17 protein-coding genes are annotated in these 21,081 nt (G+C 66.9%); 12 read left to right on the top strand and 5 right to left on the bottom strand.

The window, feature by feature from the left end; all coding sequences use genetic code 11:
• Nucleotides 1-3: 3 nt before the first annotated feature.
• A complete protein-coding gene (locus SKC41_RS24370) occupies nt 4-333 on the top strand; it encodes a PE-PGRS family protein (RefSeq protein ID WP_090608712.1) in 330 nt (109 codons plus the stop codon).
• A 23-nt stretch (nt 334-356) separates the two neighbouring features.
• Here SKC41_RS24370 and SKC41_RS24365 read toward each other — a convergent pair whose 3' ends face one another.
• Both SKC41_RS24365 and SKC41_RS24360 read right to left on the bottom strand, forming a co-directional pair.
• The gene (locus SKC41_RS24365) at nt 357-3,584 is read right to left on the bottom strand and encodes an acetyl-CoA carboxylase family protein (RefSeq protein ID WP_330980265.1); all 3,228 of its coding nucleotides are present in this window, start codon (nt 3,582-3,584) and stop codon (nt 357-359) included.
• Nucleotides 3,581-5,113: a class I adenylate-forming enzyme family protein gene (locus SKC41_RS24360; protein WP_330980264.1), complete on the bottom strand. Its 1,533-nt coding sequence runs from the start codon at nt 5,111-5,113 to the stop codon at nt 3,581-3,583. Before SKC41_RS24360 ends, SKC41_RS24365 begins: the two co-directional genes overlap by 4 nt.
• A gap of 37 nt (nt 5,114-5,150) precedes the next feature.
• On the opposite strand from SKC41_RS24360, the gene SKC41_RS24355 reads away from it, so the two are divergent.
• The 10 genes from SKC41_RS24355 to SKC41_RS24310 all read left to right on the top strand — a co-directional run bounded on the left by SKC41_RS24355 (nt 5,151) and on the right by SKC41_RS24310 (nt 17,960).
• Complete coding sequence (locus SKC41_RS24355; protein WP_330980263.1) at nt 5,151-5,984, top strand: thioesterase family protein; 834 nt, start codon at nt 5,151-5,153, stop codon at nt 5,982-5,984.
• A 289-nt stretch (nt 5,985-6,273) separates the two neighbouring features.
• Nucleotides 6,274-10,572, top strand: a complete 4,299-nt coding sequence (locus SKC41_RS24350; protein WP_330980594.1) for an AAA family ATPase — start codon at nt 6,274-6,276, stop codon at nt 10,570-10,572.
• 102 nt (nt 10,573-10,674) lie between these two features.
• Nucleotides 10,675-11,529, top strand: a complete 855-nt coding sequence (locus SKC41_RS24345) for a hypothetical protein (RefSeq protein WP_330980262.1) — start codon at nt 10,675-10,677, stop codon at nt 11,527-11,529.
• A gap of 6 nt (nt 11,530-11,535) precedes the next feature.
• Nucleotides 11,536-12,720, top strand: a complete 1,185-nt coding sequence (locus tag SKC41_RS24340) for a polyprenyl synthetase family protein (RefSeq protein ID WP_330980261.1) — start codon at nt 11,536-11,538, stop codon at nt 12,718-12,720.
• Nucleotides 12,717-13,175, top strand: a complete 459-nt coding sequence (locus SKC41_RS24335; protein ID WP_330980260.1) for a hypothetical protein — start codon at nt 12,717-12,719, stop codon at nt 13,173-13,175. Before SKC41_RS24340 ends, SKC41_RS24335 begins: the two co-directional genes overlap by 4 nt.
• The gene (locus SKC41_RS24330; RefSeq protein WP_330980259.1) at nt 13,172-13,453 is read left to right on the top strand and encodes a hypothetical protein; all 282 of its coding nucleotides are present in this window, start codon (nt 13,172-13,174) and stop codon (nt 13,451-13,453) included. Before SKC41_RS24335 ends, SKC41_RS24330 begins: the two co-directional genes overlap by 4 nt.
• Nucleotides 13,450-14,472 carry a hypothetical protein gene (locus SKC41_RS24325; RefSeq protein WP_330980258.1) on the top strand — a complete coding sequence of 341 codons (1,023 nt, stop codon included), beginning with the start codon at nt 13,450-13,452 and terminating at the stop codon, nt 14,470-14,472. Before SKC41_RS24330 ends, SKC41_RS24325 begins: the two co-directional genes overlap by 4 nt.
• The gene (locus SKC41_RS24320; RefSeq protein WP_330980257.1) at nt 14,465-14,872 is read left to right on the top strand and encodes an SCP-2 sterol transfer family protein; all 408 of its coding nucleotides are present in this window, start codon (nt 14,465-14,467) and stop codon (nt 14,870-14,872) included. Before SKC41_RS24325 ends, SKC41_RS24320 begins: the two co-directional genes overlap by 8 nt.
• Nucleotides 14,869-17,127 (top strand): NAD(P)-binding protein, encoded by a 2,259-nt coding sequence (locus SKC41_RS24315; RefSeq protein ID WP_330980256.1) that lies wholly within the window; start codon nt 14,869-14,871, stop codon nt 17,125-17,127. Before SKC41_RS24320 ends, SKC41_RS24315 begins: the two co-directional genes overlap by 4 nt.
• A 20-nt stretch (nt 17,128-17,147) precedes the next feature.
• Nucleotides 17,148-17,960, top strand: a complete 813-nt coding sequence (locus SKC41_RS24310) for a hypothetical protein (protein ID WP_330980255.1) — start codon at nt 17,148-17,150, stop codon at nt 17,958-17,960.
• A gap of 7 nt (nt 17,961-17,967) precedes the next feature.
• On the opposite strand, the gene SKC41_RS24305 is transcribed toward SKC41_RS24310, so the two are convergent.
• The 3 genes from SKC41_RS24305 to dapB are packed head-to-tail and all read right to left on the bottom strand — an operon-like array spanning nt 17,968 to nt 19,609.
• On the bottom strand, nt 17,968-18,414 hold the full coding sequence (locus SKC41_RS24305) for a flavodoxin family protein (RefSeq protein WP_330980593.1): 447 nt from the start codon (nt 18,412-18,414) through the stop codon (nt 17,968-17,970).
• A gap of 5 nt (nt 18,415-18,419) precedes the next feature.
• Complete coding sequence (locus SKC41_RS24300) at nt 18,420-18,875, bottom strand: hypothetical protein (RefSeq protein WP_330980254.1); 456 nt, start codon at nt 18,873-18,875, stop codon at nt 18,420-18,422.
• Nucleotides 18,872-19,609 carry a 4-hydroxy-tetrahydrodipicolinate reductase gene (dapB, locus tag SKC41_RS24295; protein ID WP_330980253.1) on the bottom strand — a complete coding sequence of 246 codons (738 nt, stop codon included), beginning with the start codon at nt 19,607-19,609 and terminating at the stop codon, nt 18,872-18,874. The genes SKC41_RS24300 and dapB overlap by 4 nt, the downstream gene beginning before the upstream one ends.
• A gap of 112 nt (nt 19,610-19,721) precedes the next feature.
• On the opposite strand from dapB, the gene SKC41_RS24290 reads away from it, so the two are divergent.
• On the top strand, nt 19,722-21,080 hold the full coding sequence (locus SKC41_RS24290; protein ID WP_330980252.1) for an HNH endonuclease signature motif containing protein: 1,359 nt from the start codon (nt 19,722-19,724) through the stop codon (nt 21,078-21,080).
• The last annotated feature ends 1 nt before the right edge of the window (nt 21,081 follow it).

The following is a 21,081-nucleotide window of genomic DNA, read 5'->3' as shown; positions in this document are numbered from 1 at the left end:
CTCCTGAAACCACTAGTCATCGGCGGCGCAGTTGCTGCTGCGATCGCCGCTGCACCGATGGCCGCGGCGGATAGTTTTGCGACCGCCCCGGCAATGACCAGCCCGGCCCCCACCCACGTCGTCTTCAAGGATGACCCGGGTGGCGGCGGTTGCGACGCCAACGGCAACTGCGGTTCCGGCGGCCAGAACAGCGGTCCGGGTGGCGGCCCGGGCGGCACCGGCTGCATCCCGGGTGTCGGCTGCGGCTCCGGTGGCCAGAACGCGGGCCCGGGTGGTGTTCCGGGCGGCACTGGCTGTCTGCCCGGCGTGGGCTGCGGATCCGGCCACGCCTGATTCCCCAATCCAGACACGACCCTTCAGACTTCCGCGAGCCTGGTGATCCAGGCCCGGGAGTCTGAAGGGTCGATTACGTCGTCCAGCTCGAACGTCGTGGCGGCCCGCAGTGCCTTGCCGTGTTGATAGGCCGCCGCCACCAGCTTTTCGAATAGTTGCTCACGCTCACCCGCATCGGCCGCCGCGGCCAGCTCCTTGCTGAAGCCCAGGCGCACCGCGCCTTCCAGGCCCATGCCGCCGATCTCCCCCGTCGGCCAGGCGACGGTGAATTGCGGGGCGTGAAAAGAACCGCCGGCCATCGCCATTGCGCCCAATCCATACCCCTTGCGCAAGATGATCATTCCGAGCGGCACGGTCAGCCGGGCACCCAGCACGAACATCCGGCCGAACCGGCGAACCGCGGCCTGCTTTTCCGCGTCCGGCCCGACCATGAACCCCGGTGTGTCGCATAACGAAATCACCGGCAGCCGAAACGATTCGCACAACGTGAGAAAGTCGCCGGCCTTGTCGGCGGCCTCGGCATCGATCGCGCCGCCCAGGTGATGACTGCTGTTGGCCAGCAGTCCATATGCCACACCCTGGACCCGGACGAGTGCGGTGACGATGCCGACGCCGTAGTCGGGGCGCAGCTCGAGGACAGAGCCGACGTCGACGATGGATTCGATCGCGCGCCGTACGTCGTAGGCGCGTAACCGGTTCTCCGGCACCACATGTCGGGCCAGGCGTGGCTCGGGGGCTGCCCAGTCGCCGATGCTGCCCTGAAAGTACGACAGATACTGCTTGGCCAGCGACACCGCGTGCGCCTCGTCCCGCGCGACCAGGCTCACCACCCCGTTGTGGCGCTGCACGTCGATCGGGCCGATCGCCTCGGGCGGGTACACGCCGAGCCCGCCGCCCTCGATCATCGCCGGCCCGCCCATTCCGATGTTGGCGTCCGGGGTCGCGATGATCACATCGCACACCCCTGCCAGTGCGGCGTTGCCGGCGAAGCAACGCCCGGACACGATGGACACCAACGGCACCCGACCACGCAACCCGGCGAGCACTCGAAACGTCGGCACGTCCAGCCCGGCCGCCCCACCGACGTCGGTGTCTCCGGGCCGCCCGCCGCCACCCTCGGCAAACAGCACCACTGGCAACCCTTTTCGAGAGGCCACATCGAACACCCGGTCCGTCTTGGCGTGGTTGCGCATGCCCTGCGTCCCGGCCAGCACGGTGTAGTCGTAGGACACCACGACCGCCTCGGCGGCAGCCCGCCCGAATCGGTCGGCACCGATGGTCGCCAAGCCGGCAACCAGACCGTCGGCCGGGGTGTTGGCAATCAGATCCTCGTCCGTGCGCCGGCTGCGTTGCGCGGCGATGGCCAGCGCGCCGTACTCGATGAAGCTGCCGTCGTCGATCAGGTCGACGATGTTCTCCCGGGCGGTGCGACGACCCTGCTTGTGCCGCTTGGCGACCGCCGGTTGGCGGCCCTCGTCAAGAGTGACGACGTGGCGCCGCCGGACCTCGTCCAGGTCGGCACGGGTCCGGTCGAGATCGACTGCGGCGCTGACAGTTTCGCTGCCCAGGCTCTCCCCGGTGGGTGCGACGACCACCAGTGGATCGCCGGTTCCGACGACCTGGCCGGGTGCCACGAGATTGCGGACTGTGCGCAGCGCATCCGGCGCGACGAGCACATGCTGCATTTTCATCGCTTCCAGCACGACCAGTTGATCACCGGGCGACGCCTCGGTGCCCTCGGGCGCCACCTCCACCACGGTGCCGGCCAGCTGGGCGCGCAGCGCTTCTTCACCGGGATACAGCTCGACGGAGGCCACCCGGGTGTCATGCTCGTGGATCAGCGCCGCGGCCGCCAGCTCGGATAGCTTCGCGTCGAGGAAGCTCGTCGCCACCACACCCGACTCAATCTGGCTGTCGGACAACAGCTCTTGCAGGAAATTGACGTTCGTCCGGACACCCTCGACCTCGAACTCGGCCAGCGCGGTCCGCGACTTACGCAGCGCCGCAGCGAACGAGGATCCGCGGACATGGGTGACGACCTTGGCCAGCAGCGAGTCGTATCGCGTGCTCAATTCCAAGCCGGTACGGCCGAAGGTATCCACCCGCACTCCCGGACCGCTCGGCGGCGAAAACACTGTCAAGACGCCCGCCGCGGGCACCACGACTCCGTCCGCCGTCAGGGTTTCCATATTGACCCGGGCTTGTATCGCGATGCCGCGCCGGGCAGCGGGCTCGCCGATGACTTCCTCACCGTCAGAGGCGATCCCGGACGGCAACCCCAACTGGTAGTAGGAGGCGCCGCCGGCGATGGCGAGCTGGGCGGCAACCAGATCCACCCCGGTGGTTTCCTCGGTGATCGTGTGTTCGACCTGAATGCGGGGGTTGATCTCGAGGAAGACGAATTCTTCACCGGCGACCAGGAATTCGACGGTGGCCAGGCCGCGCAGACCGGCCCGCCCGCACAACCGGGCCGCGGCCAGATGCAGCTCGCGGCGTAGCGCATCCGAAACCCCTTGTGCAGGAGCTATTTCAACGATCTTTTGGTAGCGCCGTTGGATGCTGCAATCACGGTCGCCCAGCGCAAGCGCATGCGTTCTCGGCCCGGCCGGCGCGGCGACGATCTGCACCTCGATATGCCGGGCGTCGTCGAGAAGCGCCTCGGCGAACACGGCCGGATCGCCGAATCCCAGTTGCGCCTCTGCCGCACACTGGCGGTAGGCATTGTCGATCTGATCCGCACTGTCCACGCGGCGCATCCCGCGTCCACCCCCGCCGGCCACCGCCTTGATCATGACCGCCCCGCCTCGACCGGCGAAGAATGCCCGGACATCCTCGACGCTGCTGGGCCCATTGGTCGCCGGCAGCACCGGCACACCCGCGGCCGTGGCGGCGGCGCGGGCCGAGGATTTATTGCCGACCGTCTCGAGCACATCGGCATCGGGACCCACGAACGTGCAACCGGCGGCCGCGCAGGCACGAGCGAAATCGGCGTTCTCGGCAAGGAAGCCATAACCCGGATGAATCAGCTGCGCGCCGGCGCTTTTCGCCACCGCCAGCATCGATGACTGGTCCAGATACGCGTCGGGCCCGCTGCCCGGCAGACCGATCGCTTCGTCGGCCGCATGCACGTGCGGGCTCTCGGCGTCGTCGGTGGCGTAGACCGCAACCGTCGGCATGCCCAATTCGGTTGCGGTGCGGATGATCCGAAGGGCGATCTCACCGCGGTTGGCGATCAGCAACGTCGCATTCATCGCAGCGGCTCGCCCCATTGCATCTCAGCGCGAAGCTTGGTTTTGAGCACCTTCCCACCGGCATTGCGTGGCAACGCTTCTGAGGCAATCGTGACGTACTGCGGGACCTTGAAGTCGGCGAGTTGTGCCCGGCAATGCTCGAGCACTGCCGACACGTCAATCTGCGCCTCGCCGCCGAACAGTACGGCTCCGACCTTTTCTCCCATCACCTCGTCGGGCACCGCCAGCACGCAGGCATCGGCGACGTTGGGTGCGGCCAGCAGCACCCCCTCAACCTCCACGCTGGAGATGTTCTCGCCGCCGCGGTTGATGATGTCCTTGAGCCGATCGATGATGTGCACGCGGCCCGCGGCATCGACCCGGACCACGTCGCCGGTGTGCAGCCACCCGTCGACGATGGTGGCCTCGGTGGCCTGCGGCCGGTTCCAGTAGCCGGCCGTGATGTTGGCCCCGCGCACCACCAATTCACCGACACCAGGATCGTCACCGCGGGGGATCACGCCGAGAGCCACCGACGGGACCGCGTAGCCGACCGAGTCGGCGTGCTCGATCGCGTACGAGTCGGGCAGCACGGTCATCAGCGAGGCCGACTCGGTCATGCCGTAGCCGTTGAACACCGTCGCCCGCGGGAACGCGTCCTTAATCGACCGCACCATTGAAGGCGCGGTGGGTGCACCACCGTAGCCCACCCAGCGGACGCCGGACACATCTGTATTGTCAAATTGCTTGTGCCGCAACATTAGAGAGTAGATAGCGGGAACAGTTACCATCTGTGAAATGCGCTCGGCGGCCACGGTGGCGATCAATTCGTCCAGGTTCAGCGCCGGCAAGATCACCGACGTTCCCCCCGCCCGGGTGGATACCAAAAGCTGTGTGTTGCAGCCGGTCACATGAAACAGCGGAACCGAGATCAGGGTGCGCATCGCCTCGCCGAGGTCCGGTGGAATTCCCGAGCACCGGATCGCATTCTCGGTGTTGGTGACGAACGCCTGGTGGGTGGTCGGCACTCCTTTGGGGTGCCCGGTGGTCCCTGAAGTGTAGAAGATTGCGGCCGGGTCGCCACGCGTGAGTCCTTCGGCCACATAGGGATGGCCGTCGGGCAGCGGCGTGCCCGCGGCCAGATCCACCCGTGCCCCGGAATCGGACAAAATGAAGTCGACCTCGGGCTGCGCCGAGCGCGTATTGACCGCCACCGCAATGCCGCCGGCCATCACCGTGCCCCAAAATGCCAACACCCAGTCGATGCCCGCGGGGTGGCGCACCGCGATACGGTCACCGCGTTGCACGCCGGCTGCCCGCAGCCCACCACCGACCCGCGCGGCGCGGTCCCAGAGCTGCCGATAGGTCAATCGCCCGGCGCCTACTTCGACGACGGCCTCGCTGTCGGGACGCTGGGCCACCTGCTCGGCCAGGATGTCGAGCAGCGTGGCCGGCAGATCGTCGTAGTGCGGGATACCGTCGCGATCGCGGGAGACGCCCGTCGTGGCGAACGGGTTGTGCTCGCGCGAAATTTCGATCACTGGAGGCATGCCCGGTCCTTACTATCCGGTGTCCTATCGTGATGCGGTGACGATCGACGATTCCGCCATCATGCCCGAGGCGTTCTTCACTGTCGACGGCGACTCCTACATTCCGGGCCGGCTGACGAAAGGCCCGTGGGGCGCGGCGATGGGCGGCCAGATCGTCGGAGGCCTGTTGGGTTGGGGCATAGAGCAATCGGGCATCGATCCCGACTTTCAACCGGCCCGACTGACCGTCGACCTGTTGCGACCCGTGCTACTGCGGCCGGTGCAGATTCAGACCTCGATACAGCGGGAAGGCCGCCGCATCAGGCTGATCGATGCCGCCCTGATTCAGGGTGGCGAGATCGTCGCACGGGCCAGCGCGCTGTTTCTGCGCCGCGGCGATCATCCCGACGGCCAGGTGTGGTCCTTCCCGGTGCAGATGCCCGAGCTGCCGACGTCCTACGACGGCTTCCCGGCCGACATGCCGTTTCTCATCTGGGGATACGGGGCCACCTTGGAAGGCAGTCCCGGCATCGCCGCGGGCGAATGGGAGCAGTCGCACGCCCAGAAGTTCGCCTGGGCGAGGCTATTTCGCCCGATGGTGCACGGCCACCCGCTGACGCCGTTTACCCGTCTGGCCTTCGCCGGCGATATCACCAGCTCGCTCACGCATTGGGGCACAGGCGGATTGCGCTACATCAATGCCGACTACACCGTGACCGCGAGCCGACTGCCCGACGGTGAGTTCCTCGGGCTCGCTGCCCAAAGCCACTACGGCACGGCCGGTGTGGCCACCGGCGCGGCGACCCTGTTCGACTGCCACGGCCCGATCGGCACCAGCTCCGCACTGGCCGTGGCCCAGCCTGCCGACGCGTTCAAACCGACCCACACGTAGTCGGTCCGCTTCACGCCGACTGCGCCAGCACTATTCGAGCATCGGCTGCCCACCAATCTGCTCGACCGTCGAAATCTCGCACGGTGTGCGGTGTTTGGGCTATGCTGACCATCCACCACCTGCAGAACGGAGCTGCACAGCCCCGCAGCGGGGGGGACCGTCACTGTGGTGGGTGGACATTTCCCTTGGAGGGGAGTGCCGTGTACGTGCACGTCAGCCTGCGATCCTCCCCCAGCGCCGTCCGGGGGACGGCGCCCGCCACGGTGTGCCCTGCGCCGTGACCACTCCGGTGCTCGACCTCGACGGCCGGGTGGTCGACCGACGGCGGGAGCTCACCGAACTGCGGACCGCGGTCGAAACGGCCGGACGGGTCAGCGGAGGATGCGTCCTGCTCAGCGGGGCGCCGGGAGTAGGCAAGTCGGCGCTCACGCAGGCCTTCGGCGTCGAGGTCTCCCGTCGCAACTGCGTATTCGCCTACGGCAGGTGCCGCGACGGCGCACCGGCTCCGTATTCGGCGTTGGCGGACGCACTCGGCTCGCTTGTCCGGACCATGGAAGCCACCGGCCCGGCCGAACGCGATGGTTGGCGCGCCGACCTGATCAGTGAGATGTCGGGGTTTGCGGGCATTCTCTGCGATCTCGTGCCGGAACTGGCGCCGGTGCTGGGCGAATCCTCCGATGATGCCGACCTCGATGCCGCGGATGCTCGGCGTCGCCTGCACCGCGCGGCCATCCGGCTGGTGTCGACCACGGCGTCCTACCGCCCGGTGGTGCTTGCGATCGACGACCTGCAGTGGGCGGACCGAGACACCCTGCTGCTGTTGTCCGAACTGCTGACGGTGTCGCTCCGCAACGTCTTGGTCGTCGGTGCGCACCGCGCGGGTGAATTCGATCCGGCCGCGGCGGGCATCGACTCGGACAGCCTCAACACCATTGCGCTGGAACCGCTGGGCCCCGACGATGTCGAGGAGCTGCTCGCCGTCGTGTGCGGCCAGAGCGTGGAGTTGGGCGACGTGGCCGCCGAGTTCCACCATCGCACCGGGGGCAATCCGCTGCAGGTCCGTCAGCTGCTGTACCGCGCGCAGCGCGAAGGCGCGCTCGTCCCGGTCGGCCCCGGTGGCCACCCGAGCTGGGACCTGCGCGTGCTCACCTCGATCGAGGTCTCCGCGACGGCCGCCGAGTTCCTCGGCCGCTATCTCGACCAACTTCGCCCCGGCGACCGGGAGGTGCTGAGTTCGCTGTCGTGCATCGGTGGCGAGTTCGACCTGGACGACGCCACGGCAGCGGCCGCACGGTCGCCCGACGTCGTGGCCCATGCGCTGTGGGCCTGCCTCGAGCTGCGGCTGATCGAGGCTCTCGACGGCGGCGGCCAACGGATCACCAACGCGATCAGCCGCGATGCCCGCTATCGGTTCAGCCACGACCGCGTGGCCGAGGCGGCGCGGGCGGCACTGTCCGCCGACGACATGCGTGCCATCCATCTGCGCGTCGGTCGTCGGCTGGTCACCCTTGGGGACGATCGGCTGTTCGAAGCCGCGCGCCATGTCGGCATCGGTGGCCTGGGGCTGGCCGACGACGTTGAGCGCACCCTGTTCGTCGAGGTGGTGCGACGGGCTGCGCGCAAGGCTCGGGCGCAGGCCTCGTTCCCGTTGGCATTCGGGTACTGCCGGAGTGCTTTGGACCTGCTCGGTGAGCAACGTTGGGCCACGCACTTCCCGCTGACCCGGGAGCTACAGCTCGACGCCGCCGACGCGGCACTGCTGGTCGGTGACGTGACGGTGCTCAACGCGCTGCTCGACGAGGCCGAAGCGTTCCTGCGCGAGCCCGCGGACCGCGCTCGAGTCGCTTACCTGCGGATGAAGGGCCGGGTCGCAGAGAACCATCTCCAGGAGGCGCTGGAGATCGGGCTTACGGCGCTCGACGAGCTCGGCGAAGGGGTGCCGAGCGACGCGGGCAAGCCACGCATGGTCAACGCGGTCCTCCGGATGATGATGACGACTCGCGGCTGGAGCACCGAGCGGCTGCTGCGGCTGACGCACTGCACCGACGAGCGGGTCATCGAGATCCACCGCATTCTTCTCGAACTGCGCAACATGTCGTACCTCGTCCGGCCCAACCTCATGCCGTTGCTGGTACGAAAGCAGCTCGATCTCACGTTGACCCACGGCCACACGCCGTACTCGCCGCTGGTCATTGGCGGCTACGGGGTGATCCGGGTGGTGCTCGGTGATCATGCGGGCGGCCAGCGCTTCGGCGAGGTGGCGATGATGCTTGCCGAGCGCCCGGAATTCCGGGAGGCCCGGCCGCAGACGGTGTTCACGCACCTGAACTTCATCCGGCACTGGCGCCACCCACTGCGAGACGGCTTGGGCGAGCTTCGTGACGCCGTCGAAGAGGCACTCGACCAAGGCGATCAGGAATACGCCGGATTTCTGCTGGCGTGCCTGCTGGCCCAGATGTTCTGGGCCGGTCGTCCGCCCGCGGAGATCGACGCCCTCGCCCGCTCGCTGATCCCCCACATCCGTTCCCAGCCCGTGCCGAGCGCGCTTTGCCAAGGGATGCAGCAGCTTTGCCTGAACCTGATGGGCCGCAGCGCCGATCCCTTCCTGCTCGCCGGCGAGAGCGGCTACGACGAACGCGAGGTGCTGCCGGCGGCCCGCCTTGAGGGCGACGAGGTCGCCCTGGGCGTCGCGGCGGCGATGAAGCAGGGACTGCACTTCTGGTGTGGCGACCACGCCGGCGCGTTCGCCGCCACGCCGGAGGCAATCGAGAATCTCGGCGGGCTGGCCGGCACCCCGGCATCACAACTTGTCTATCTGGTCGGCGCCCTCAGCATGATCGAGTGCGCACCGCGGGACTCCTCGACGGCCCGTTTCGTGCGCCAGACCCTGGCCTCACACCGCAAGTGGGCGGCGGGCGCACCGGAAAACTACGCGGCGCCGTATGCCCTGATCCAGGGAGCCTGGGCGCGCGTGCGCGGGCACCACGCCACGGCGGAACGCCACCTTCACCAAGCGATTGAGCTCGCCGAGCAAAACCAACTTCCGACGATCAGTGCGCGCGCCCACGAGGAGGCCGCCGCCCTCTACGCCGAGACCGGGCGGACGACGCTGCGCGAGCACATGCTGCGTTCGGCGTATCAACGTTGGCTGAACCTGGGTTTCGCGGTGCGCACGGACTGGCTCGCGCGGGAGCATCCCTGGCTCCTGCGACGCGATCTCAAAACGGATTCCGCTGGCATCGACCCGGTCGGCGCGCACCAGCTGCTGCACGCGCTGTCGGGGGCACGGACCCCCGACGTGCTGGCGAATATCGTTTTGGGCTCGGTCGCGGACACGACCGGCGCCGGCCGCGTGCTGTTCGTCATCGGCGATGCGGAGAATCCGACGGTCCGAGCCATCAATGACCACGGCGACATTTCGATTGTGGACGGGCCATGGATCGAAGTGGACTACGACAGGAACCTGGTGCGCCGCGTGATGGACGCCGGCACCCCGGTGATCGCCGCCGCCGATCATCGGGCAGCGACTCCGTCGACCCTCGTCGTTCCGATAACGTTGCAGGACAGGGTAATCGGCGTTATTTATGCCGAACGGGACCAGGCCGGCGGCAACTTCGTCGCCGACCACGAACAAGCGGTCGCCTTCCTGTGCGCCCAGGCCGCCGCTCCCCTGTGGAACTTCCACCTCGAGGAACGACTACGGGCCGCCGACGAGTACCGACAGTCGCTGATGGACGTGCAATCGAGATTTGTGCCCAACGAATTGCTGCGCATCCTCGACATCGACGACCTTCGCCGGGTCCGCAGCGGCTACCGGGTGGAACGCGAAATGACGGTGCTTATCAGCGATATCCGGGGCTACACGACCATGATCGAGGACATGAACGTCGCCGAGGCGGGCAACTTGGCGATGGGCTTCCTGCGAGCGGTCGAGCTCCCGATCATCAGCTACCACGGCATGATTCAAGATGTGCGCGGGGACGAGATCGTCGCCGTCTTCGAGTCCGAGGCCGATGCGGTCCGCGCGGGACTGGCCATGCTGCGCTCGTTGGCCGAGCACAACCAGGAACGCAAGGCGCTGGGCTCCGAGGAGCTGCGGGCGGGCATCGGCATCAATACCGGCGCGGTGGCCGTTGGGCTCGTCGGTGGAGTAAACCGCATGGTGCTCACCATCATCGGCGACGCGGTGAACCTCGCCGCGCGCATCGAGAGCACCAACAAGCGCTACGGCTCCGCTCTGCTCATCTCCGATCGCACGTATAAGCGCCTCGCTGCGTCGGAGGAGTTCGACGTTCGGCGCATGGAGCGCGTCATGGTGGTCAACCGACGTCGACCGGTGACGATTTATGAAGTGTACGACGAGGATTCGGCTTCACTTCGCGAGGCGAAGCGCGCGGCGCAGTCCGCATTCGACGAGGCCTTCGCGTTGTTCGACGCGGGCGACGTCGACGGCGCCCGCGCCGCGTTCGAACGATGCCGCGAGTTGCTGCCCGACGATCCCGTCGCACCGTTGCACTTATCGCACTGCGACGCGGTGGCCCGCGGCGAAATGACCCCTGGTCAAGACGTTGCGCTTTTGAACAAGTAGTGGACTACTCCACTTCAGTAACTTCGGCGAATCAATTGCTTACGTGCCGAATTTGTCTCATGATTTGTACCGACAGCCGGGGGCCCGCGAGGAGTGGCAGCCATGTACCTGAGTGCGGAGCGGTTGGCCCTGGCCAATCACACGATCAAAGAGACATTCGAGCACACCAGCATTGCCTGGCAGGCGATTCCGCACTGGGATACCGGCGATCCGGGCCAGAGCAGGGTGCCCGACGACGTCGTCAACAACCCGGGATTCCTGAATCTCGATCTTGATCACAAAGATTTTCAAGTCACGCTGGTCCAGACGGTCGCTCCGACGCCCGACTCACTCATCGCCGAAGTCAACCTCGCGACAACACAACTCGCCCAAAGTTTCGACCAGACCGTGCTGTGGACGCTTGCTCTTTGGGCATTTTTCAACCACACCGTCCCGTACCATGCGTTGCCGCCCTCTTCGCTGCTCAGCGCGCTCATCGAGGCGCGGGCCCACGTCGAGGATCAAGGGTATCGAGCGCCGTCGTGCCTCGTCACGAACACCCAAGGACTCAAGGACCTCAGTGACTTGAGCGCCGGCTATCCCGTCACCGATCAACTGTTGGCCGCCGCGCACGTCAACTCTTTGCACAGGACGTCGCTGTACGACTTTGCCAACATTCAGGCGGTCCACCCGAACGACGACCCCGCCGTGGACCCGGGCGGCGTTGCGATCCTCAAACCGCCGACCGTGATGGTCATGGTGGGCCGACGCCAGCTCATTGCCCACGGCGGCGCGTGCTACGCCTCGCCCGGGGAGGAACCGGTGGACATCGCCGTCAGCGTGCTCCCGAGTCTGGAGGTGGTCGGGGAGACCGTGAACTCGCAAGTCGAGCTCTCCGTCCGAATCCGCTTCGCTCTGCGCGTCAAAGATCCGACGCCGCTTGTTCTTCTCTACGGGACACCAGTGGTATTTCCGTGATACGACATGACGTCGACCGTCCCTAGGGCTCGTTCAAGCCCGATCGCTGTGAACCCGCTCGACGACTATCTCGCCCTGTGCAAGCAAGCTTGTGACGGGGAGATCGCGCGGCTGTACGGTTCGGATGAGCGCGGGTCGAACAGTCTCTACGATCTGATCCTCGACTACCCCCTGCGCGGCGGGAAGGCGCTGCGACCGGCACTGTGCATCGCGACCTGCCTCGGACTCGGCGGCCACCTCGAGGCAATACTGCCGACCGCCGCCACGCTTGAGCTGTACCACAACGCGTTTCTCATCCACGACGACATCGAGGACGAATCCTGGTGGCGGCGAGGCAAACCCACGCTGCACATCGACCACGGCGTGCCGATTGCCGTCAATGTCGGTGACGCCATGCTGTCTTTGTCGTTGCAACCACTGCTGGACAACGTCGAACGGATCGGGCTCGGGCCGGCCCTGCGCATCCTGCGCGCCGTCGCCAAGATGACCCGGCTCACCGTCGACGGCCAGGCGCTGGAGCTCGAATGGGTCCGGTCCAACCGCTGGCGGCTCGACGATGACGACTACCTCACCATGGTCGAGCTCAAGACCAGCTGGTACACGTTCATCACCCCGCTACAGGCCGGCGCGATCGCCGCCGGGGCCGCACCCGAGCGGATGGCCCCTCTGGAGTCACTCGGCCGGCATCTGGGAGCGGCCTTCCAGATCACCGACGATCTGCTGAACTTGCGGGCCGATCCGCAGGAGTACGGCAAAGAGATCGGCGGCGACCTCTGGGAGGGCAAGCGAACCCTGATGCTGCTGCACGCATTGCGATGCGCCGAACCGAAGGACCGGGAACGCGCCGTGGCGATTCTGGCCAAGCGCCGCCCGGGCTCGGATGGCGAGTTGGAACTGATCGAGCTGTTGGATCGCCTCGCCGCCTGCGGACAACTGTCCGCGGCGGGCCGGACCGAAATTGCGGCTCGGCTGCACGGACAGCATCTCCCAGAGTCGAAGATAATCAACGACATTCAATGGCTCTACGAACTGATGCAACGGGTAGGTTCACTCAGGCACGCTCGAGGCGTCGCCGCCGGGCATGCCCAGAAGGCGGCCACCGTCCTCGCAAGCCTTGACTGGTTCCCGCGCAGTCGCCATCGAGACATGCTGGCCGACCTCGTGGACTATGTGCACGGGCGGACCCGATGAACCCCGAAGCCCTGCTCGCCATGCTGGCCGAACTCGAGCGCATCCGCGAGCTCACTCTCGACGTCATCGACCGGGAAACCCCGCAGTTGCGCCCCAAGCCGCCACAAGAGGCCGACGGCACGGAGCGGACCGCGTTCGACCTACTTGTCGGCGTGCGCCGCGCGGTGCTGGGTAATCCCGCGGCGGCGCGCGGGTTGCACGACCTTCTCGTCGCCGAAGGCCGCCGCTATGCGGACACCCCGCGCGGGGCGCGGCTGCGCGACGGGCTGGTCGCCTCCGAAGCAGTGGAGAACCTTCGACGAGTCTGGGAAATGGTGAGCCTCAACGTTCTCGACGGTCCCGCCGCACCCAACGCCGCCCCCGACGCCTGGGCGGACCTGCTGGCCGACGCCGTCATCGGGCACGGCCTCGACGACTCCGTCCTGGCTCGCCTGCGGCCCGAGGGATTCGCATGACGCTCACCGATCCTCGTGAAGCGCTGGCCGACCAGAGCAATTTCATCGGCTACCTGGTTGGTGTCGCCGGGGTGGCCCGGCTGGTTCACGCCCTGGCCGAGGACGACCGCCGAGCCGGGCCGCCCATCGAACCGGATGACTTCGTGCATGCGCTGCTCGGACTGGCGAGCCTCGGTGCCGCGGTCGGACGGCTCGCCAATTCCGCTACGGCGCAACAGAATACAGATTTTGAGGCGGCAGAGCCGTCGCCCGAACCGATTACGCGGTGGCTACGATGAGCACGCTGCTCGCCCGCAACGACTTCCTGCGCGCCCCGGTGCTGGCGACCGCCAGGCCGGCGGACTACAAGGAGTGGCACCACTTCGTGGTCCACGGGCGAGGCGTGCGGCTCCTGATCAACTTCAGCCTCAACCATGAAGCCTTCGGCGCCGATGGGGCCAGGCTTGCGCCACGCGTCATCGTGATCGCTCACGACCAGGACTGGACCGGCGCGATCGAGCGGTTCGACGGGAGCGCCCTGAACGTCTCGGCCGATCTGGGTGAACTGAGCATCGGCGCTAATCGGATGACCGTACTGCCCGACGGATACCGGGTAGTAATCGACCTGCCCGGCAAGGACATTCGGGGCGAGTTGCATTTCACCTCGGCAAGCCGGCCGTTCGTCGTCCGCAACCAGCCGCTTGGCGACGGCCGGATCAGCTGGCTGTTCGTACCGCGGCTGCGCGCCAACGGACTGCTCTGTATCGGCGGCCACCAGCACCGGATGGAGGACGACCTCGCCTATCACGACCACAACTGGGGCCGGTTCCGGTGGGGCGACGACTTCGGCTGGATATGGGGCACCATTTTGCCCACCGAACCCGGCAACCCGTGGTCGATGGTTTTCCTGCAGACGACCGACCGGAGCCGGCTGCGCTGCCTGTCCCAAGCGCTCTACGTCTGGCACCACGACGAGCCGGCCGCGATATTCCGGCACGCGGCGGTGCAGACGCGCTCGCAAGGCCGGCTCGCCCGCGCCGCCGACTGCACCTTGCCGCCTCCGATGCGGCTGCTGCTGGACGGCGAGGTGCCGGGCGTGCCGGACCGGATGGACATCACGGCGACGCGAGCGGGCGACAGCGTTCATGCCGAGTTCCACTCGCATTCTTATGCCCGCCTGGCGCAGCCCAGCGAAGCATTCCTCGACCGTTCGACCGTGCTCTGCGAGACGAGCGGCACCACCCGAGCGAGCGGCACAATCAACGGCGAGGACTTCGACCTAGTCGGCACTGGCGTATTCGAGTTCCTCTATGGCTGAACCGATTTCGTCGCTATTGCGGCGCTCGATCGAGCACCTCGAAGACGAGGTGCCCGACAGTTACCGATTGATCGTCGCCGAGCTGGGCCCGATGGTGGTCGAACTCCACGTCGACGGCGAGGTGTTTTCACTGCGCGGTGGCGGTGGTCGACTTCAGGTATCCAACGGTGCGGTGCCGATGGCCGGCACCCGCATCGTTGCCTCGCGAGCCACCATCCTCGACCTGCTCGATGCGCGGATGGGGCTGGGCGAGGCCGTGGAGACGGGGACGGTGGGCGTGCGAGGGACGCTCGACGACGTCCAGTGTGCGCACGACGCCCTGCTGGCGTACGTCCACGCCGCGGTCCGGGCCTCGTCGCAGCCCACGCTGCTGTCCGAACTCCGGGCGGGGACGCCATGACCGAGCGCATCACGACCCCGGGCTCCCGCGACCGACGCCCCACGGTGACGGTGCTCGGTGCCGGCATCGCCGGCCTTACCGCCGCGCACGAACTCGCCGAGCGCGGCTTCGTGGTCACGGTGTACGAGTCACGACAGGACGAACGCAACGGGTTGGGATCCGAGCCGGCCGGCACCTACCCGCCGGTCAAGCTCGGCGGCCTTGCCGCCTCGCAGTTTTCGACGGTGGGCACGCACGACGGGAGCCAAGCCGAGCTGCGGCCCTTCCCGGGGCGACCGGGCAGCCCGCGTGAGCCGCGGCAAGCGGTTCCGGGTGAACACGGCTTCCGCTTCTTTCCGGCGTTCTACCTACACATCTGGGACCTGTTCCAGCGCATCCCGGTCTATCAGCTCACGCCGACGGCGGGCGGTGCCGCCGGCTGGACAGCGACTTCACGCACCGTCTATGACAACGTCCGGCGGGTCGTCACCAAGGGCGTCACGGTGCACGGTCAGCCGTCGCTCGTCTTTCCCAGCGAACTCCCACGCAGCCCGGCTGAGTTTCTCGGAATCCTCAGCGAACTCGCGATATTGGGCTTCACCCCTGCCGACGTGGGGACCTACCTGAGCAGGCTGCTGCGTTACCTCGCCACCAGTCCGTTGCGTCGCGCGCGAGAACTGCAGAACATGTCCGCCTACGATTTCCTGGTCGGATACGACCGCAAGACCGGGATGAACCAGTACGTCTACTCACCGACGTGCGACAAGCTGTTGCGCCAAATGCCAAGAATCCTGGTTGCTCTCGATTCGATCTGGGGCGACGCGCGGACCAACATGAGCACCTATCTACAGCTGTACCTGAATATGGACCGCCGCGACAACAAGGCCGATGGGGTGCTCAACGGTCCCACCACCGAGTCGTGGTTAGACCACTGGTACCGCCACCTCGTCGCGCTCGGCGTCCGCTTCGTCCACAATGCGGCGACCCGCCTGGACCCTCCGGCGCCGCACCCGACGCAGCCACCCCATCTGCGGCCCCGCGTCCAGACCACGTTCGCCGACGGCACCCGGGTGAGTTCGGACTACACGGTCGTCGCCGTCGACGCTCCGGGAGCCGAATACATCACCACCGCGTTGCGCGCGGCCGGCACCGGCGGAACCGTGGCCGGGCTGGACGGATTCACCACCATCGCTCCCCCGCCGGACGGCCCGCTGCAACCCGATTCGACCCGGCCCCGGCAGCGGCGCAACCCGTACTCGATGGATGAGATGGGCCGGGTCCCATGGGATCGTTTCCAAACGCTGTGCGGTATCCAGTACTACTTCGACACGGAATTTCAGCTGTTGTTCGGACATCTGTTGCTGACCGGCACGGAGTGGGCGCTGTCGTCGATCAACCAGTCTGGATTGTGGGAGAAGCGACCGATTCTGGACCGTGACGGCTGCACCTCGGTGCTCTCGGTCGACATCGGGGATTTCAATACCCCCTCGGGTCATCTGCTCGACGAGTCCGGTCGGGGAAAGGCGGCCCGCGAGTGCACAGCCGACGAAATCGCCGTAGAGGTGTGGCGCCAGCTCATTTCCGCGCTCAGCAGCAATCCGGAATCCGTCGGCGAAGAGGTCGTGCCGTGGCCCGTGTGGTACGCGCTCGATCGCGGCCTGGTCATGGCTGCCGGGCCCGGTCAGGGCCATGGCCGCGTGGTCCGCAACGAGTCACCGTATCTGGTTCCCATCGTCGGAGACTGGGACAATCGGCCCGGCAGCGACCCGTGGAACCCGCACGGAACGTCCTATACGAGAACACCGCCAGAAGACGAGTGGCTGAAAGATCTTGAGCAGCACAATGTCTGGCAGGCTCGCCATGGCGGCTATCAGGTGCACAACAATTCGGTGGTCTTCGCGGGCACGTGGAACAAGACGTTCACCCGGGTGACGTCGATGGAGTCCGCGTGCGAATCGGGACGCCATGCCGTCAATGCCATTCTCGACCACTACATCTGGGTCGAATCGGGTGGTCTCGATCGCCGCGAAAAGGCCCCGGCGCTCGACTGGGAGTTCCCCTACGGCTTCCTCGACCAAAGTATGTCAAGCCCGATTCGGATGCCGACACCCGCGGGTGACTACTGCTACGTGTTCGACATCGAAAACCGCGAGCCGGCCGACACCCGCACGCTTCGCACGGTCGACTCGCAACTCTGCGAGCAGTCGCTGCCGCATCCGCTGGACCCACCGGCCGCGTTGTCGTTCGGTGCCCCAACGTCTCCCATCCCGCACTAGCTGGAGGTCAACAAATGTCCATGCCTGCAACCGATTACAACCAGCAGTTGCTCTGCTACCTGCAGAACTGGCGACAGCTTCTCGAGCAGTGGGCGGCCATGGCGGCCCGGTCACCATTGCTGACCGGCCCGGCGGGAGGGCCGTTGATGCCGCCGTTCATGCCGTTCATGCAATCCATGCCTCCGATGCCGCCCATGCCGATGGGGCCGATGGCGCCGCCCATGGCTCCGGTGTCACCGGCACCGCCCGCGCCGGCCGACTACGCCCAGCAACTCTTCAGCTATCTTCAGGCGTGGCGGCAGTACCTCGAGCAGGCGACGGGCGCGGCGCCGGTACCGACGCAGGCGTGGACCGCGTGGCAGCCGCCCGCGGGACCCGCCGGCGACGCCGGCAAAGCCGGTTCCCAGCCCTCCCCGGATGCTCCGGTTCCCCCCGGCGACGGCTACGCGAGCAAGGGCGCCCCACAGAGCGATGACGAAAATAGCTCGACCTCAACATGGCCGCCGAAGCTCGTGTATCGAGAGCCTGGCAAGTACTACCAGAGCCAACTCACTGCGGTCAGCTCCGACCCGGCCGCGACCCCGTTTGACGGCCCGCACGTTGACCGCCCACACGAGCAATTCCAGATGGCGGACCCTGCCACGCTCGCTGCTCGTCCCGCAGCCTCGCGCCCTGTCTCGCAGGCGACCGCGCGCCCCGAAGTCGGATCGGCCTTCCTCCGCACGATCAACAGCGTCGGGCCCATTGCGTCAGCGCCGGTCGCGCGATCGCTGTTCTCCGCTCCGAGCGCTTCGGCACAACTAAGAGACGCCGGCGAAACGCGTTCGCCCTGAACGGGTTTCACTCCATCAACGCAGCCGCGACGGTCGCCCCGAGGTTCCAGCACGCCTCGACGTCGTCCTTGCTGGGTTTACCTGAAACCGTAACGGTCGCTGCGGCTTTCACCCACCCCAGGCCCGTCGTGATGGCATCGACGGCGCGCTCGGCGCCCTCGGTGCCCTCGTTTCCGTGCAGGTACAAACCGAACGGACGTCCCTGCGTCGAATCGAGCAATTGGTAATAGGCGCAATCGAATGCGTGCTTGAGAGCGCCCGAGATGTAGCCGAGGTTGGCAGGCGTGCCGAGTAGGTAACCGTCGGCGTCGAGCATCTCGACGGGCGAGACCGTCAGCGCCGCCCGACGCACGACATCCACACCTTCGATCTCGGGGTCGGTCGCCCCCGCCACCACCGCCTCGAACATCTCCTGGCAGTGCGGTGACGGCGTGTGATGCACGATCAGCAGCATCTTGCTCACGGGCGGCCCTCCAATTCGACCGCCGTCTTCATGGCTTCCCGGGCGCGACGGCGATCCCCCGCATAGTCGTAGGCCCGGGCCAGCCGGTACCAATGCCGCCAGTCGTCGGGGTGAGCCTGCACTTCGGTGCGCACGGTGGCGAACAGCGCGTCGGCCGCGTCGCGCTGGATGCGACCCGACGCCCGCCGAGGCAGTCCGCTGGCATCGAGTTCCATTCCCTGCTCGGCGATCAGCCGGGCCAGCTTCTGGTGGGCGAATCCGGCGCGCAGCGTGGTGATCATCGCCCACAGCCCGATCACCGGCATGATCAACACCGCCAGCCCGAGGCCGACGGCGGGGGGCCGGCCCGACGCGATCATCGCGACGGCCAACCGCCCCAGCAGCACGAAGTACAACAACATCGCCGCGCACAGGAACGCGATCAGCAGTTGCGTGCGCAACAACCTGCTCATCGCAGGTTGAGCAGGGGCTCCAGCCCCACCGTCAGCCCGGGGTGTTCCTTGATGCGGCGCACCGCCAGCAGCACACCCGGCACGAACGAGGTGCGATCCAGGCTGTCGTGGCGGATGGTCAGTGTCTCCCCCTCGGTGCCGAACAGCACTTCCTGATGGGCGACCAGCCCGGCCAGCCGCACCGAGTGCACCGGGATTCCGTCGACGTCGGCGCCACGCGCTCCGGGCAGGCCGGTGCTGGTGGCATCGGGGTTGGGCGGCAGCCCTTTTCGAGATTCGGCGATAAGCTTGGCGGTTCGGGTCGCCGTACCCGACGGCGCGTCAGCCTTGTGCGGGTGATGCAGCTCGACGACCTCAGCCGAGTCGAAGAAGGGCGCGGCCTGCTTCGCGAAATGCATGGACAGCACCGCGCCGATCGCGAAATTCGGCGCGATCAGCACGGAAGTTCTTGGGCTGTCGGCCAGCCAGGCCTGCACCTGTTGCAGCCGCTCGGCGGTGAAGCCGGTGGTACCGACCACCGCGTGAATTCCGTTGCCGATCAAAAACTCCAGGTTGCCCATCACCACGTCGGGGTGGGTGAAGTCGATCACGACCTCGGTGTCGTGATCGGTCAGCAGACTCATCGGGTCGCCGGCGTCGACCTCGGCGGACAACGTCAGATCGTCAGCGGCCTGCACACCGGCCACCATCGCCGACCCGACCTTGCCCTTGGCTCCCAGCACTCCTACCCGCATGGTCTTCACCCTAGACGGGCCGTCGTGCCGGCCTCGTCCACAGTTGGGCGCTTGTCCACAGGCGGCGCCCTTCGGCGTGGCATCAGGGTTTGGGGAGCCATAGAATTCGAACATGCATTCGATCGAAGTTGACGCGGAGGTGACAGCCGCCCTGGACACGCTGGACGCCGGCGACGCCGCGATCCGCGGCTTGAACATCGATGTATTGAGCCCCATCGTCCGGCTGCGAGTGCTCGAACGGATGGAAGCCTCGCGCCGACGGCAGATCGCTTCGGGCCACGACGTCATCGCGAGCCTGGCCAAGGAGGAGCCGGCCGCCGTGGGTGGCCCGATCCACATGGTGATTGCCGATCGCCTGCGGATCAGTTACGCCGAAGCCCGCCGCCGGGTTCGGGATGCTGAACAGCTCTCTGCGCGTGTGACTCTCACCGGCCAGGAGTTGCCACCGGAGCTGCCGGCCACCGCGACGGCCTGGCGAGAGGGCGCGCTCGACGCGCAACACCTGCGCGTGATTCAGACCTTCGTCCGCAACCTCCCCGACGCGACACCCGCAGATACCGTCGAGGACGCCGAATGTTTTCTTGCCAAGCAGGCGACCAAGCTGCGTCCCGATCAGCTGGAAAGGGCCGCGCATCGGATGGCGCTGCATATCAATCCCGACGGGAAGTTCTCCGACTCCGACCGCGCACGTCAACGCGGCTTCACTTGGTGCGGTCAGCGCAGCGACGGCATGAGCATCGGAAAGCTCATTGCGTCACCAGAATTGCGTGCCAACCTCGACGCGTGGCTCGCTCGATTCGCCGCACCCGGCATGTGCAACCCGGATGACGAATACCCTTGCACCACTGGCGAACCCGCCGATGATTTGATTAGTCGTGATGCGCGAACGCCGGGACAGCGGCGGCACGACGCGCTCAATGCCTTAGTCCGCGGTCAGTTGGGCGACCCGAAGCTCGGTCAGCACAACGGCTTGCCGGTCAGCGTCATTGTGTCGACCACGCTGCAGGAGCTGACGACGGGCGCGGGCCGAGCGGTGACGGGTGGCGGAACGCTGCTGCCCATGCGGGATGTGATCCGGATGGCCGGCCACGCCTACCACTATCTCGCCGTATTCGACGAGCATCAAAGCCGGCCACTGTATCTCGGCCGATCACGCCGAGTTGCCACACCGGATCAACGCGTGGTCCTATACGCCAAGGACCGCGGCTGCACGCACCCGGGCTGCGACGCGCCCGGCTATTGGTGCGAAGTCCACCACGTCGACGAGTGGGCTGCCGGCGGCGCGACCGACGTCGACAACCTCACGTTCGCATGTAGGGCCCACCACAAACTCGCCGGAATAGGTTGGCGAACAGGGAAATTGGCGAACGGGCGCACCGAGTGGATCCCTCCGCCGCAGTTTGACGCCGGCGCGCGCACCAACGACTATCACCATCCGGAACGGCTCCTGGGCGACGGCGAAGCGGGCTGAG

This window comes from Mycobacterium sp. 050128 (assembly GCF_036409155.1).
Classification (GTDB): domain Bacteria; phylum Actinomycetota; class Actinomycetes; order Mycobacteriales; family Mycobacteriaceae; genus Mycobacterium.
Note: the sequence above shows the minus strand (reverse complement) of the source record. Positions and strands in the feature narration are given on the sequence as shown.